This window comes from Ruegeria sp. Ofav3-42 (assembly GCF_022347725.1).
Classification (GTDB): Bacteria; Pseudomonadota; Alphaproteobacteria; order Rhodobacterales; family Rhodobacteraceae; genus Ruegeria.
Genome location: NZ_JAKRGB010000011.1, coordinates 143,327 through 158,310, shown reverse-complemented (window position 1 = coordinate 158,310; position 14,984 = coordinate 143,327). Strand labels below are relative to the sequence as shown.

Annotated in this window: 17 protein-coding genes; 11 read left to right on the top strand and 6 right to left on the bottom strand. The window is 59.0% G+C overall.

Going from position 1 to position 14,984, the window contains the following annotated elements:
* The first annotated feature begins 133 nt into the window (after positions 1-133).
* The 5 genes from ccmA (at position 134) to MHN28_RS16770 (ending at position 2,920) form a co-directional block, all read left to right on the top strand.
* A complete protein-coding gene (gene ccmA / locus MHN28_RS16790; protein ID WP_239343726.1) occupies positions 134-748 on the top strand; it encodes a heme ABC exporter ATP-binding protein CcmA in 615 nt (204 codons plus the stop codon).
* On the top strand, positions 745-1,401 hold the full coding sequence (ccmB, locus tag MHN28_RS16785; protein WP_239343725.1) for a heme exporter protein CcmB: 657 nt from the start codon (positions 745-747) through the stop codon (positions 1,399-1,401). Before ccmA ends, ccmB begins: the two co-directional genes overlap by 4 nt.
* Positions 1,402-1,462: 61 nt before the next feature.
* A complete protein-coding gene (locus tag MHN28_RS16780; protein WP_239343724.1) occupies positions 1,463-2,236 on the top strand; it encodes a heme ABC transporter permease in 774 nt (257 codons plus the stop codon).
* Positions 2,233-2,391 (top strand): heme exporter protein CcmD, encoded by a 159-nt coding sequence (gene ccmD, locus MHN28_RS16775; RefSeq protein ID WP_239343723.1) that lies wholly within the window; start codon positions 2,233-2,235, stop codon positions 2,389-2,391. Before MHN28_RS16780 ends, ccmD begins: the two co-directional genes overlap by 4 nt.
* Positions 2,384-2,920, top strand: coding sequence for a DsbE family thiol:disulfide interchange protein (locus MHN28_RS16770; RefSeq protein WP_239343722.1), 537 nt, complete (start codon positions 2,384-2,386; stop codon positions 2,918-2,920). Before ccmD ends, MHN28_RS16770 begins: the two co-directional genes overlap by 8 nt.
* A gap of 116 nt (positions 2,921-3,036) precedes the next feature.
* Here MHN28_RS16770 and acnA read toward each other — a convergent pair whose 3' ends face one another.
* Positions 3,037-5,727 (bottom strand): aconitate hydratase AcnA, encoded by a 2,691-nt coding sequence (acnA, locus tag MHN28_RS16765; protein WP_239343721.1) that lies wholly within the window; start codon positions 5,725-5,727, stop codon positions 3,037-3,039.
* 231 nt (positions 5,728-5,958) lie between these two features.
* Here acnA and MHN28_RS16760 point away from each other — a divergent pair, with 231 nt between their 5' ends.
* On the top strand, positions 5,959-6,660 hold the full coding sequence (locus MHN28_RS16760) for a thioredoxin family protein (protein ID WP_239343720.1): 702 nt from the start codon (positions 5,959-5,961) through the stop codon (positions 6,658-6,660).
* Here MHN28_RS16760 and MHN28_RS16755 read toward each other — a convergent pair whose 3' ends face one another.
* The 4 genes from MHN28_RS16755 to purB form a co-directional block, all read right to left on the bottom strand.
* Positions 6,661-7,584, bottom strand: a complete 924-nt coding sequence (locus MHN28_RS16755; RefSeq protein ID WP_239343719.1) for a lysophospholipid acyltransferase family protein — start codon at positions 7,582-7,584, stop codon at positions 6,661-6,663.
* A 116-nt stretch (positions 7,585-7,700) separates the two neighbouring features.
* Positions 7,701-8,792 (bottom strand): flagellar motor switch protein FliG, encoded by a 1,092-nt coding sequence (locus MHN28_RS16750; protein WP_239343718.1) that lies wholly within the window; start codon positions 8,790-8,792, stop codon positions 7,701-7,703.
* A 68-nt stretch (positions 8,793-8,860) separates the two neighbouring features.
* Positions 8,861-9,400, bottom strand: a complete 540-nt coding sequence (locus MHN28_RS16745; RefSeq protein ID WP_239343717.1) for a hypothetical protein — start codon at positions 9,398-9,400, stop codon at positions 8,861-8,863.
* 378 nt (positions 9,401-9,778) lie between these two features.
* Positions 9,779-11,083 carry an adenylosuccinate lyase gene (gene purB / locus MHN28_RS16740; protein ID WP_239343716.1) on the bottom strand — a complete coding sequence of 435 codons (1,305 nt, stop codon included), beginning with the start codon at positions 11,081-11,083 and terminating at the stop codon, positions 9,779-9,781.
* Positions 11,084-11,172: 89 nt separating this feature from the next.
* Here purB and MHN28_RS16735 point away from each other — a divergent pair, with 89 nt between their 5' ends.
* The 5 genes from MHN28_RS16735 to MHN28_RS16715 all read left to right on the top strand — a co-directional run bounded on the left by MHN28_RS16735 (position 11,173) and on the right by MHN28_RS16715 (position 13,647).
* The gene (locus MHN28_RS16735) at positions 11,173-11,505 is read left to right on the top strand and encodes a hypothetical protein (RefSeq protein WP_239343715.1); all 333 of its coding nucleotides are present in this window, start codon (positions 11,173-11,175) and stop codon (positions 11,503-11,505) included.
* On the top strand, positions 11,502-11,924 hold the full coding sequence (locus MHN28_RS16730; RefSeq protein ID WP_239343714.1) for a DUF6314 family protein: 423 nt from the start codon (positions 11,502-11,504) through the stop codon (positions 11,922-11,924). The genes MHN28_RS16735 and MHN28_RS16730 overlap by 4 nt, the downstream gene beginning before the upstream one ends.
* A gap of 76 nt (positions 11,925-12,000) precedes the next feature.
* Complete coding sequence (locus MHN28_RS16725) at positions 12,001-12,588, top strand: biotin transporter BioY (RefSeq protein WP_239343713.1); 588 nt, start codon at positions 12,001-12,003, stop codon at positions 12,586-12,588.
* A 140-nt stretch (positions 12,589-12,728) separates the two neighbouring features.
* Entirely contained in the window at positions 12,729-13,286 is a 558-nt protein-coding gene (locus MHN28_RS16720) for a hypothetical protein (RefSeq protein WP_239343712.1), read from the top strand.
* Positions 13,287-13,296: 10 nt separating this feature from the next.
* The gene (locus MHN28_RS16715; RefSeq protein WP_239343711.1) at positions 13,297-13,647 is read left to right on the top strand and encodes a hypothetical protein; all 351 of its coding nucleotides are present in this window, start codon (positions 13,297-13,299) and stop codon (positions 13,645-13,647) included.
* 9 nt (positions 13,648-13,656) lie between these two features.
* Here MHN28_RS16715 and MHN28_RS16710 read toward each other — a convergent pair whose 3' ends face one another.
* The gene (locus tag MHN28_RS16710) at positions 13,657-14,871 is read right to left on the bottom strand and encodes a bifunctional alpha/beta hydrolase/OsmC family protein (protein WP_239343710.1); all 1,215 of its coding nucleotides are present in this window, start codon (positions 14,869-14,871) and stop codon (positions 13,657-13,659) included.
* Between the last annotated feature and the right edge of the window lie 113 nt (positions 14,872-14,984).

The following is a 14,984-nucleotide window of genomic DNA, read 5'->3' as shown; positions in this document are numbered from 1 at the left end:
TCTGGCCAAAAATATCTCGGGGAGCGCGAGGGGCTGGCCCCTCGCTTCGACGATCCCCCGCTAACGGGCGGGTCGGCACCCTGCGGCAAATCCCGCCTTTTGCCCCTGACCGCAATGGGCTAAGCGGGGTTTCATGACTTTGACCGTAACCGATCTTGCCATTACCCGCGGGGGGATTCCCGTGCTGGAAGGGCTGAATTTTTCACTACCGCCCGGACGGGCCCTGATCCTGCGCGGCCCGAACGGGATCGGCAAGACCACGTTGCTGCGCACGCTTGCCGGGCTTCAGCCACCATTGTCTGGTCGTATCGACGGTGCTGAGGATCAGATCGCCTATGCCTCGCATTCGGATGGATTGAAGCCGACTCTGACGGTACTGGAAAACCTGAACTTCTGGGCCTCGGTCTTTGGCACAGATGATATCCAGTCCGCTCTGGACGCTTTTGCGCTGAACGAACTGTCCGACCGGCACGCAGGCAACCTGTCCGCCGGACAGAAACGGCGGCTGGGACTGGCGCGGATGCTTGTGACCGGGCGACCAATCTGGATGCTGGATGAACCAACCGTTTCGCTGGACCGCAACGCTGTTCAGATGTTTGCCGATGCGGTGCGGGCGCATCTGGGGCAGGGGGGCTCGGCCCTGATCGCGACCCATATCGACCTCGGTCTGGACGGAGAGGTGCTGGACGTCGGCCCCAATAAAGCCAAGCCAAAACCCATTGATGACTTTGACGGAGGCTTCCTGTGATCGCCCTGCTTCTGCGCGACCTGAAACTGGCCTTCCGCGCGGGTGGAGGCTTTGGCCTTGGCCTTGCGTTCTTCCTGATCGTAACCGTTCTGGTGCCTTTTTCGGTCGGCCCGCAATCCTCTTTGCTGTCGACCATTGCGCCGGGTGTGCTGTGGCTGGGCGCGCTTCTGGCCTGCCTGTTGTCGCTGGACCGGCTGTTGGCGCTGGATTGGGAAGATGGCTCGCTCGATCTGCTCGCCACCGCACCCTTGCCGCTTGAAGCGGTCGTGTCGATCAAGGCGCTGGCCCACTGGCTGACCACCGGGTTGCCACTGGTTCTGGCGGCGCCGTTTCTGGGTGTGTTGCTGAACCTGCCGACACCCGGCTTTTCCTGGCTGGTGATCTCACTGCTGATCGGAACCCCGGCCATGAGTGTCATCGGCACGTTCGGTGCCGCTTTGACGGTGGGTCTGAAACGTGGCGGATTGCTGTTGTCGCTGTTGGTCCTGCCGCTGTATGTCCCGACCCTGATCTTCGGCGCAGAGGTCGCCCGTCGCGGAGCAACAGGAATGGAAACCCAGACACCACTGCTGATGTTGGCCGGCGTGACTGCGGCCACAATCGCCCTGCTACCCTTTGCCAGCTCTGCGGTGCTGCGCATCAACCTTCGGTGACACGGTCGCACTTTGACCGATGTCAATTGAGTACCACCCCGACTCGGACTAGATAAGGCCCATGTCTATCGCAGCCAAAGCCAACGCCCTTTGGGAATACGCCAACCCGCGCAAGTTCCTCGCGACCAGCGAGCGGGTTCTGCCGTTTTTCTGGATTACGTCCGCCGTCTGCCTGGTCGTCGGGCTGACCTGGGGATTCTTTTTCACGCCGGACGACTACAAGCAGGGGTCGACCGTCAAGATCATCTACCTGCACGTGCCTGCGGCGCTGATGGCGATCAATTGTTGGCTGATGATGTTGGCGACGTCGCTGGTATGGCTGGTTCGGCGGCACCACGTCAGCGCATTGGCCGCACGTGCTGCGGCTCCGATCGGGATCGTGATGACCCTGATCGCGTTGGCGACCGGAGCGATCTGGGGTCAACCGATGTGGGGCACGTGGTGGGCCTGGGATCCGCGTCTGACATCATTCCTGATCCTGTTCCTGTTCTACCTGGGCTACGTCGCCCTGTGGGAGGCTATCGAGGACCCCGATACTGCGGCTGATCTGACTTCGGTCCTGTGTCTTGTGGGCTCGGTTTTTGCGATTCTTAGCCGCTATGCGGTGAACTTCTGGAACCAGGGGCTTCATCAGGGGGCGTCGGTGATGCGTGCGGCCGCCGTGACCGGTGCGGATACCGAAGAAAAAGTCAGCAATATCTATTTCTATCCGCTGCTACTGTGCATCATCGGGTTTGTGCTGCTGTTCATTGCTTTGGTGCTGTATCGCACGGGCACGGAAATTCGCGCGCGCCGGATCAAGGCACTGCTGGCGCGAGAGAGGGTAAACGGATGATCCCTGATCTTGGAAAATACGCCGATACTGTCTTGTGGTCCTATGCGGCCTCGTTGGGTTTGCTCGCCGCTCTGATTGTCGTCAGCGTGATGCGCGGACGCAAAGTTCGGGCGGAGATGGAGAAAGTCGAGAACAGGATGACGCGCAATGGCTAAAATCTCGCCCCTGATGATCGCGCCGCCCCTGATTTTCGGCGCTTTTGCCGTTCTGGCGGGGATCGGAATGTTCCGTGAGGACCCAAATGCGCTGCCCTCGGCCCGTGAAGGCCAGCCCGCACCACCGGTTGTCCTGACCGAGTTTCCGGGCAAACAGATTTTTGACGACGCTACGCTGCGTGACGGCGAGGTCAAGCTGGTGAATTACTGGGCCAGCTGGTGTGCGCCCTGTCGTGCAGAGCACCCGAACCTTGAGGCGCTGTCCGAAGAAGGTATTCCGGTCTACGGCATCAACTACAAGGATCAGTTAGGAAATGCAGAGGCCTTCTTGGCCGAGTTGGGCGATCCATACGCGGCCATCGGACGAGATGAACAGGGGCGTATGGCGCTGGACTGGGGCTTGTATGGTGTACCGGAAACCTATGTGATCGATGGCGAGGGGACGATCATCCTGCGCTTTGCCGGGCCGATTACTCAGCGCGTGATCGAAAGCAGGATTCGTCCTGCATTGGAAAAAGCCAGCCAGTAATTCGGGCTTCTGCGAAACGGAGCGTGCCTGCGGCACGCGCTCTATCCTTTTTGGGTGCCTGCGGCTGCGACGCCTGAAAAATGAAAGCCCCGGCCATTGTCCGGGGCTTTGCTGTTTTAGCCGGCTTTCGCCAGGTTCCGCAGAACATATTGCAGAACGCCACCGTTTTCGATGTATTCGATCTCGGGTGCGGTATCGATACGGCATTTCAGGGTAATGGTTTTCTCGGTTCCGTCGCCATAGACGATAGTGCAGGGCACTTCTTGCAACGGTTCGATGTTTTCCAACCCATCGATCGAGACGGTTTCATCCCCCTTCAGACCCAGCGATTTGCGGTTATCACCGCCGGTGAATTCGAACGGGATGACGCCCATGCCAACCAGATTTGAGCGGTGGATACGCTCGAAGCTTTCGGCGACAACGGCCTTGACGCCCAGCAGAGCGGTGCCCTTCGCGGCCCAGTCGCGCGAAGACCCGGCGCCGTATTGCTCGCCACCGAACACGACCAATGGGACGCCTTCGGCCTGATAGGCCATCGACGCCTCGTAAACCGAAGTTTGCTGACCGTCCGGACCCTTGGTGTAGCCGCCTTCGACGCCGTCCAGCATCTCGTTTTTGACGCGAATATTGGCAAAAGTGCCGCGCATCATGACCTCGTGGTTGCCGCGGCGCGAGCCGTAGGAGTTAAATTCGCGCGGTTGAACCTGTCGGTCGGTCAGATACTTGCCGGCCGGAGTTGTCGTAGCGAAGGACCCGGCGGGCGAGATGTGGTCAGTGGTGATCATGTCGCCCAGGATCAGCAGAACCTTTGCACCATCGATATTCGAGATCGTGCCGGGTTCGGGGCTCATACCCAGGAAATAGGGCGGGTTCTGGATGTAGGTCGAGGTTGGGGGCCAGTCATAGGTTTCCTGTTGTGGAACCTCGACTGATTGCCATTTTTCATCGCCCTTGAACACGTCCGCGTATTTGGACTGGAACGCCTCGCGCGTGACCGTCTGCTGAACCAGTTCCGCAATTTCATGCTGGGTCGGCCAGAGATCTTTCATGAAGACGTCATTGCCGTCCTTGTCCTGTCCAATCGGCTCGGATGTCAGGTCAATGTCCATCGTCCCGGCCAGTGCATAGACGACAACCAGCGGCGGAGAGGCCAGATAGTTGGCGCGCACGTCGGGTGAAATCCGGCCTTCGAAGTTCCGGTTCCCTGATAGCACCGATGTGGCCACCAGATCACCTTCGGAGATCGCCTCAGAGATTTCCCTTCGGATCGGTCCCGAGTTGCCGATGCAGGTGGTGCAGCCATAGCCGACAAGATTGAAACCGATGGCGTCCAGATGCTCTTGCAGACCGGCGGCCTCAAGGTACTCCGACACAACCTGCGAACCGGGGGCCAGCGAGGTTTTGACCCAGGGCTTGCGATTCAGGCCCAACTCATGCGCCTTTTTCGCCACCAGACCGGCGCCGATCATCACGTAAGGATTCGAAGTGTTCGTGCAGGAGGTGATCGAGGCGATCACGACCTTGCCAGACTCCATGCCGTATTCTTCACCTTTGACCTCGACCTGTTTGCCCATCGGGCGTTTGAAGGTTTCGGCCATTTCCCGGGTGAATGCGGCTTTGGCATCAGTCAGCGCGACATAGTCCTGGGGGCGTTTCGGGCCCGAGATCGCGGGAACGATCGTGCCCATATCCAGAGACAGGGTGTCGGTGTAGATCGGGGCGTAATTCTCGTCACGCCAGAAACCGTTTTCCTTGGCGTAGGCTTCGACCAGCGCCAGACGGTCCTCGTCACGACCGGTATTGCGCATGTAGCGCAGCGTCTCGTTGTCGATCGGGAAGAAGCCGCAGGTCGCGCCGTACTCGGGGGCCATGTTAGCGATGGTGGCGCGGTCGGCCAGCGGTAGACGGTCCAGGCCTTCGCCGAAAAACTCGACAAATTTGCCGACCACACCCTTTTCGCGAAGCATCTCGACCACTTTCAGAACCAGATCGGTGCCGGTCGTGCCTTCGACCAGTTCGCCTGTCAGTTCAAACCCGATGACTTCGGGGATCAGCATCGAGATCGGCTGACCCAGCATTGCAGCCTCGGCCTCGATCCCGCCAACACCCCAGCCCAGAACGGCCATGCCGTTGACCATGGTGGTGTGGCTGTCGGTGCCGACCAGTGTGTCGGGGTATGCGACCTCTTCCCCGTTTTGGTCGGTGTCTGTCCAGACGGTCTGCGCCAGATATTCAAGGTTCACTTGATGGCAGATGCCGGTTCCGGGTGGCACCACGCGGAAATTGTTAAAAGCCGACTGGCCCCATTTCAGGAACTGATACCGTTCCATATTCCGTTCATATTCGCGGTCTACGTTCATCTGGAACGCACGCGGGTTGCCGAATTCATCAATCATGACCGAGTGGTCGATGACCAGATCAACCGGGTTCAGCGGGTTGATCTTTTGCGCGTCACCACCCAGCGCTTTGATGCCGTCGCGCATCGCGGCCAGATCGACCACGGCGGGAACACCCGTAAAGTCCTGCATCAGAACGCGGGCAGGGCGGTAGGCGATCTCGCGCGGGTTCTTGCCGCCGTTGGTGGCCCATTCTCCGAAGGCTTTGATGTCATCGACCGAGACCGAAAAACCATCATCCTCGAACCGCAGCATGTTCTCCAGAACAACCTTCAGCGCGGCGGGCAGTTTTGAAAAATCACCCAGACCGGCCTCTTGCGCGGCGGGGATCGAATAAAAAGAAATGGATTTACCATTCACGCTCAGGCTGCGGCGTGTCTTGGCGGTATCCTGTCCAACTTTGATGGGCATCTGTGGCCTCCCTCTGAAATGACTTAGGTCTCGGGATTCGCTAATAGTTATCTGCATCACCAAAGCCTTCGGTTCAAGGACTTAGGCGATGGGGGCACCATGAAATGTATACCATTGCACACTGAATTTAAGGGCCCAGGCGGTCGTAACTCTCAAGAAACGTTGATTGGAGGTTGAGCGAAGTTCCGTTTAAAACCGGCTGGGCACCCCGAAAGAAGTCCGAGATCCAAAATGTTCAGATCAGTTCGTGCAACCGCACTTGTTTCCTTGTTCCTGGCCACGGCAGCCGTGGCCGAAAGTGACCCGGTCGTGGTCGAATTGTTTACGTCGCAAGGGTGTTCGTCCTGCCCGCCCGCAGATCGGATCATGCACGATCTGGCCAAACGCGATGATGTCATCGGCCTCGCGCTGCATGTGGATTACTGGGACTACATCGGGTGGAAGGATGAGTATGCGGATCCAGATCACACGCTGCGGCAGCGTTCTTATGCGCGTCAGGGTGGGCGATCAATGATCTATACGCCTCAGATGGTGGTAAATGGCCAGCAAGATGTTGTCGGCGCGCAGTCGAGGGAATTGGACCGTTTGATCAATGCGCACCTCAAGGCTGCGCCCGAAGCTTCGGTGACGGCAACCCGGTCCGGCGATGACGTAACGGTTGATGTAACGCCCGTCGAGCTTCCTGCCGGAGAAACCTATGACGTGCGTGTCATCCAGTACGCCCCCATGCGGCATGCTTCGATCCGACGTGGCGAACTGGCTGGACATGAGCTGGACTACGCAAACGTCGTCGATTCCTGGCATTTGGCCGGTCAGTGGGATGGCACCTCGCCTCAGGAGTTTTCCGTACCCCTGAACTCGGACCTGCCCGCCGTAGTGCTGATCCAAAGAGCAGGGCACGGACCGATCGTTGCGGCGACGCGGGTCAAGTAATCAGGGCATATCCTCGGGTTGAACGCCAAGACCGTTCCATGTTTTCCAGCGCCGGTGAATCCAGAACCACTGCCCCATGTGTTTCTTAACCATCGCCTCAAGATCATCATTGGTAAACTGAGTCATGGTCTTGGGATCAGTGTGCGGCACCGGGTCGTGCAGAACGATCTCGAAATCGATGCCGTTGGGCTGACGGACCGCATAGCAGGGGATCAGAACGGCGTTGTACTTCATCGCCAGTTCCGCATTCAGCACCGAGGTCACCGCGGGCTTGCCAAAAAATGTAAGCTCCTCCCCGCCATGGGCGTGCAAGTCGGACACGATCGCGATGATCCCGCTTTTTTTGAGAGAGCGGACCATCTCGACCATCCCGCGACGCCCCTGCTCGAACATCGGCGCGCCGGTTTTGTAGAACGCTTCGACATACATTTCATTGAAATACGGGTTCGCCATGCGACGGTACAGGCATCCGATCGGTTGACCGCTGCGCTCTTGCAGGGCGATGCGGGCAGCCAGGTAGTGGCCGAAATGAGCGGTGATCATCATGATCGGGCGACCCTCGGCCACGGCGGCGTCAAAGGCGGCCACACCGGAACCGCTGACCTTGGCGTTGCGTTGACGCTCGGTGAACCCCTCGGGCGAAAAATGCTCCATGATCGCGCGACCGGCATTGTCGGGAACCGCGCGGCAAATCTGTTTGACCTCGTCCTCGGGCAGGTCCGGGCAAGTCAGTCTCAGATTGCTGCGCACCCGATTGGTAAATCCAATCAACGGAGACAGGCCGCGCGAGAGCGCAGCCATGGTGGCCAGACGGGTTTCATAGGGCAGCAAACGCATGGCCCCGATGACACCTTTCATGAACAGTCCGGTGAAATAGTATTTTCTAAGCTCTCCGCGGCTTAATTCCGACTTTTCGACGGGCATAGTGAAGTCTCACCGGCTTGTTGCGATTTGCCGGGCAAGACATACAAGGCAGAAACCGCAACCACAAGCGTTGCAAAACAACCCTTTGTACCGGCACGCCGGAATGCGCTTGTCTGTCACTCTTCGCTATCTTCTTCGATCAAGGATATTGCCCCTTCGTCGACCAGGGCGCGAATTGCGCCAACGATCTGTGTCATGGCTTCTTCGGTTTCGGGTAGCTTCACCTTGCCCCGCTCGCCTACTTCATCGCGCAGGTTGTCGGCCATGCGAGTCGACATGTTTGACAACAGGAACGTGACCGCGGCCTTGTCATCGTCACCCGCAGCGCCCGCCAGAGCGGTGACGAGGTCTGCCTGATCCACGCTGCGCAGAATTGCGGGCACATCGCGAGGAAGAATGCGGGCCGGGATATGGGCGAAGGTGAAAATCGACTGACGTACGATGGCTGCGAAATCGGTGTCCTCTTCGTCCAGAGCAGTCAATAGGCCGTCGCGCGTTGACGCAGCTGACTGGTTCAGAATTGCGCCGACCCTGGCCCCAGGACCGTCCGAGAAGGCTGTTGCTGGACGCCGATCCAACTGGGCGGCCAGCGACCAGCCGATCCGCTCGACCGCCTCGGGCGTGACATTTGCTGTCTTCGACACGGCGTAAGTGATGCGCCGAGCGACCGGGCCGGGCAGGTGCCCCAAAAGCTGCGCGGCCTTTGGTGTTTCAAGCTTGGACAGCATGACGGCTGCAATCTCGGTGCTTTCGGCCTGCGCCATTTCTGCCAGATCTTCGGTCGGGATTTCGCGAAGTCTTTGCCACGGGTCGCCGACCTGACGCACCCCGGCTTCTTTTCGCAATCGGGCTGCGGTTGCCGGGGCGATCTTGTCGCTGACTGCGTCCAAAGCACCCGCCAACCCATGCGGAAAAGACAGGCCGATACCATCCAGCGCCTCTGCAAACTCTTGCGCGACGGAGTCCAGAGTGACCCGGTCCACAAGCCCCATCTGCCCCAACTGATGCGTCAGCTTTTCCTGTAGATCATCGGGAAGCTCTTCGAGCGGGATGTCTGCACCCTCATTCAGCAAAAGCCGCACCACGACCGCAGCTTTCTGCCGACTGCTCAGCGCCCTGGGCACAACACGGGGCGCGTCGTCCTGAGCGTTTGTGACGGGTGTTGAGGCCCCCGGCGCCACTTGTACCAAAGAGTTTGTATCCTGCATCTGCCTGCGGTGCCAAAATTCTGTTCCACAGGCAGATTACGGAGAGTCGGGTAAAGAAAGGCTGAAGCCTAGTAGCTATATGTCAGCCCGGTGCGGATCGCCTCGCGCAGCGACGCTTCGGCCCATGTGCCTTCACCACCGCGCGCCTTGATTTCGCGCCACTGCTGGATGGCCAGATCGGTTTTTCCTTCGGCCACAAATCCCTGACCCATATAGCTGCGGGCCAGAATGTTGTCGGGGTTGGCCTCAATAGCGTTGTTGTAGAAGGCATTTGCCAGCTCACGCTCGCCCATTTTGCGATAGGTAAAACCCCAGTAGGTCAGGACGCGATCATCGTTCTGATCCATGATGCGCAGGATGTCCTGAGCATTCTCGAACTGTCCGTCATAGGCCAGTTCGCGCACGGCATCGTAAAGTTGGTCGTCTGTGAAATTACTTTTGTTCGGCTTCACGCAGCGCCCGGCGTCCTTGTCGTAAACGCGGCCAAACAGGCATTTCTTGGTCGTATTGGTCGGCTTTGGCGGACTGCTGTCACCGCCCGCAGCAAGCGCAACCGGTGCGAATGCAAAGGCCTGAAGGGCGATGGCTGAAGCTAATACAAGGCGCATTTTCCTACTCCGTTGTCAGGGCTGCTTTGAGAAAGCATAGTGCGATCTTCAAAAAAGCTAACAACCCAAGGCTCGCATTTATTCACGAGTAGGAAAATTTTTTCTCAGCTGTTCACAATTTTGGCGCAAGTTTGGGCTTCGGAATCCCAAAATGTCCCCGGCGCGCAAGACTGGGTTTGCTTGGAATGACCACTGCAAGCCAGTGCGACAGACGCTGAACAACTTAGGATCAAAGCGCAGATAAGAGTTCGGACCATCATGTTTCTCCTGTTCGGAAATACGCGCTTAGGATAACCGATTTGATGCCGTCTGGCAAAGGAACAAAGCCCGGCTCGCATCGTGCGAACCGGGCCTTTTGAACTGCTTGATCGGCTTGGATTATTCGCCGAATACGCGGGCGAAAATCGTGTCCACGTGCTTGGTGTGATAGCCGAGGTCAAATTTCTCTTCGATTTCTTCGGGGCTCAGCGCGGCGGTGACGTCGGGGTCTGCCAGCAGTTCTTCCTTGAAATCGGTGCGGTGTTCCCAGACTTTCAGCGCATTGCGCTGAACCATGGCATAGGCATCCTCACGGCTGACGCCGGCCTGGGTCAGCGCCAGCAGAACCCGCTGGCTCATCACCAGGCCGGGGAACTTGTTCATGTTCTCAAGCATGTTCTCGGGGAAGATCAGCATCTTGTCGATTACGCCAGTCAGTCGCGCCAATGCGAAATCCAGTGTGATTGTGGCGTCCGGTCCGATCATGCGTTCGACCGAGGAATGCGAGATATCGCGCTCGTGCCAGAGCGCAACGTTCTCCATCGCCGGGATCACGGCCGCGCGCACCATGCGCGCCAGACCAGTCAGGTTCTCGGTCAGCACCGGGTTTTTCTTGTGCGGCATGGCCGAGGAGCCTTTTTGACCCATCGAAAAGAACTCGGCACCTTCCAGCACCTCGGTCCGTTGCATGTGGCGGATTTCGATTGCGATGTTTTCGATGCTGCTGGCAATCACACCAAGTGTCGCGAAGAACGCCGCATGGCGGTCGCGCGGGATGACTTGAGTGCTGATCGGTTCCGGGACCAGACCCAGCTTGTCGCAGACATGCTCTTCGACGCGCGGGTCGATATTAGCGAAGGTGCCGACCGCACCGCTGATCGCGCCGGTTGCGATTTCTGCGCGGGCATCGCGCATCCGCGACAGGTTGCGATCCATCTCGGCATAGAAACGGGCAAAAGTCAGACCCATCGTCGTCGGTTCGGCGTGGATGCCGTGGCTGCGACCGATGCGGACGGTATTCTTGTGTTCGATGGCACGGCGCTTCAGAGCGGCCAGAAGACCTTCGAGGTCAGCAATCAACAGGTCTGCGGCACGGGTAAGCTGCACATTGAGGCAGGTGTCCAGCACGTCCGAGCTGGTCATGCCCTGATGCACAAAACGCGCTTCTTCGCTGCCAACATGCTCGGCCAAATGAGTCAGGAACGCGATGACGTCGTGCTTGGTTACGGCCTCGATCTCATCAATACGGGCCACGTCGAATTCCACATCCTTGGCTTTCCACACCGCCTCGGCATTCTCGCGCGGGATGACCCCCAGATCCGCCATGGCGTCGCAGGCATGTGCCTCAATCTCATACCAGATACGGAACTTGGTTTCGGGCGACCAGATGGCGACCATGTCGGGGCGGGAATAGCGTGGAATCATTGGCAGCGGCACCTTATTGTGATTTGGCAGGAGGCGATGCGGCGGGGTTTAAACCCGTGCAGGCAAAGGAACAAGGCGCGAGTGCATAAATGAGACGGTTTGCCCTGATTTTGGCCCTTTGGCCCGGTTTGCTGCAGGCGGAAGAGTTTCGGACTTTGAACGGGGATGAGATTCTGACGGCGCTGACAGGGCACAAGCTCGATTACGGGCAAGGTATCTGGCAGACTTTCGACGATACGATGCTGACACAGTACTTTTCAGGCGGACCCAGCTCGGGGCGCTGGGCGGTGCGTGAGGATCGGTATTGCTCGCTCTGGCCGCCGTCGGATCTGTGGGCCTGCTATGACGTTCAGAAAAGCGGCAGGGTCATCCGGTTCGTGGACGACAACGGCGGCACGACGGAGGGGACCTTCGCCGAATGAACTTGCCGACAAGCCTGTCCGACTTTGAAGGCTGCTGGGATTTGACCCGAACGATCCGGGACGCGCGGGCTGCCCAGATCGTGCAGGCGGATGGACAGGCAAACTTGCACCGGGTTGCGGACGGTTTGATCTATGATGAAGAAGTCACGCTGCATCTCCCCGGCCAACCCGGGATGAAAGGGACGCGCAAATACCTTTGGCGTAATAGCGGGCAGGGCGTGTCGGTACACTTCGATGACGGGCGGTATTTCCACACACTGAAATTTGGCACTGCACGAGCCAACGACCACCACGATTGCCCACCCGACAGTTACGACGCCGAGTACGATTTTTTTGACTGGCCGCGCTGGTCTGTCCGCTGGATCGTGAATGGTCCGCGAAAATCCTATGAAATGAACACCAAATATCAGATAAGATAGCGTAATCATCTTGCGGCCAGCCTGTAGACCAGGCAATGCTGCGCCTGCATATAAGTCCGAATGTGGAGATATGAAAATGAATGCGAATGTTCTGGCCAATGCGATTGGCCCACGTGAAGGGACAGCGCTGCGTGTCAAACAGGTTGCTCTGGTCGCGCTGGGCATCCTTGCGCTAGCGATTGCCGCCAAAATCAAAGTCCCGATGTGGCCTGTTCCGATCACCATGGGCACCTTTGCTGTGCTGACCATCGGCACCGCCTATGGAACCCGATTGGGCCTGATCACCATGCTGGGCTACCTGCTGGTCGGAGCGCTCGGCTTTGACGTCTTCGCGAGTTCTTCGGCCGAGAAGTACGGTCTGACCTACATGATGGGTGGCACAGGCGGCTATCTGGTTGGTTACCTGCTGGCAACTGTTCTGCTGGGTGCTCTGGCCGCGCGCGGCTGGGATCGCTCGTTTGGCAAGATGGCACTGGCGCTGGTTCTGGCCAATGTCGTGATTTACGCGCCGGGCCTGTTGTGGCTGGGTCAACTGTACGGCTGGGACAAGCCGATTCTGGAATGGGGCCTGACGCCCTTCCTGGTGGGTGATGCGATCAAGCTGGTGCTGGCTGCAGTACTGATCCCCGGCCTGTGGAAACTGGTGGGCGACGCCCGCACCTGATCTCCACCGAAATCGCCTTTACGGAACCGCGCCCGGAGGTATCCCGGCGCGGTTTTTTCTTTCCGGCACAATGTGATGCTGGACAAAACGTGTCCCTGCCGGTCATTCTGCGTTCAACGAAATCATCAGGTTATTGAGATATGCGTATTCAATTTGCCTCGACACTCGCCGTTTGCGCTGCACTTTGGCTGAGTGGGGGAACCGCTTCGGCTGATACCCCCGTCACCTATACTGACAACGGTCGAGCGCTATTCAGCTTCTCGGTCCCCGATTACTGGGCGCTGCGTACGGGTGGCCCGCGCGAGATTGAGGATACCGAGCTGGGTGATACCCGAGCGGTAGCGCGTGTCATGGGATTGCGACCGGTCACGGATGATAATGTCTGGATAGGGTTTGTTTCACCGTCGGGAGTTGCCTCAATCGACGGTGGTCTTCGATACCTTGAGGACATCGACAAGTTTTTGGTCAAGGACCCAACTGTGTCCGAGACCACCTCGACGCGCATCGGTGGGTTGCCAGCGCGCATTATTCGGGGGACCGGTAACCGCGACGGGCGCGGCGTGAATTTTACCGCGACCGTTATCGACCTGCCGCAGGATCGGGTTGCAGTTGTTGTGGCGATCCTGCGCAATGGCGCCGACCCGGCCTATGTTGACGACCTGAACGCCGTTTTCGCGTCGTTCAAGTCTGAGCAGTGAGGAGGCGCCGATGACCCGCAAACTGATCAAACGCGTAACCCTCGCCTTGGGGATGGGCGTAGCAAGCCTGACCCTGTCGGCCTGTGACGGTGTGACCGTAGGCGTCGGATATGGATACGATCCGTTTTATGACTCGATGCTGTGGAATGACTACTACCACGACGTTGACGTGGATATTGATATCGACCGGCCGGATCGACCGGGGCGTCCGGGGACGCGCCCCCCGGCGCGCCCGGTTCCACCCATCGCCAAGCCGCCGAACAGACCGCCGGTGTCGCGACCGCCAAACAGGCCGCGTCCACCCGCCGCGCGTCCTCCAGCCGCCCGACCGCCCATTCACCGCCCCGCAGGGCGGCGATAACGCATCGGGTCAGTCCAGCAATTCCGTCGTGATCTGGGCTGACCCTTCCAGCGTTCTGTGCACCGGGCACTTGTCCGCGATTTCCATCAAACGGGCGCGCTGCTCTAGCGTTAACGGACCTTCCAGGCGGATTTTACGTCGGAACTGGTCGACCTTCCCTTCGTTGGCCAAGCCCGCGTCCTGAGCGTGCACCTTGTTGTGGCAGACATCGACCGTGACGCCGTTCAGCGGCCAGCGTTTACGGCGGGCGTACATGCGGATGGTCATCGATGTGCATGCCCCCAAACCGGACGACACGAACCCATAGGGGGACATCCCCCTGTCGGTGCCGCCGTATGAGGCCGGTTCGTCTGCAACCGCGTGGTGTCGGGGGCCGGATTGGATATCCTGCAGAAACCCGGACGGGTCGGCCTCGGTTACGCGCACAACACCTTCGGGCGCACCCGGAGGCGGAGCAGGCGGGCAGAGTTTGACATAGCGCGTCACCCATGCGGCGATTACGTCCGCTGCGTACTCCGCGTCCGCTGCACGTGTGATCAGATGGTCAGCATCATCGAGGGTCACAAAGCTTTTGGGGTGTTTGGCCGCAAGGAAAATTGTGCTCGCATTGTCGATGCTTACGGTTTCGTCCCGTGGTGCGTGCAAGACTAACAACGCGGCTTTCAGGTCGGCAACTGCTGGCAGAAGGGCAGTCTCAGAGATGTCGTCAACGAATGCCTTGCCAATGCGGAAAGGGCGCCCACCCAACATCACGTCAGCCGCACCTTCCCGCGTGATCTCCGGTAAAGCGTCTTCAAAGTGATGAGCGACATGGCCCGGATCAGCGGGTGCACCCAGCGTGACCACGGCTTTGACGCTGGGAATGCCCGAACGTGCGCGCAGGACCGCGGCTCCGCCCAGCGAATGGCCAATCAGGAGCGCTGGCGCCATGTTGCGACCGGCGAGGTAGTGCGAAGCAGCGATCAGGTCTTCGACATTCGAGGTGAAGGTCGTATTGGCGAATTCTCCGCCGGAATGTCCCAGCCCGGTGAAGTCGAAACGCAGAACGGCAATACCCATCGCCGCAAGTCGCGCCGCAATTCGGCGTGCAGCAGGGATGTCTTTTGAGCAGGTAAAACAATGTGCAAACAGCGCCGTTGCCAGGACCGGCCCGTCTGGCAGATCAAGGCGCGCGGCCAATTGGTTGCCGTCGTGACCGGCAAAGGTAATGCGTTCGGTGGGCATGGCAGTTCCTTGTGTGTCGGGATGAACCAATAGTGTGTGCTTCCATCAGGCCGCTCAACCCCATTGTAAGACGCGTCACGGGAAGGTGAGGTTTGGATACAGGTTTGCACCGA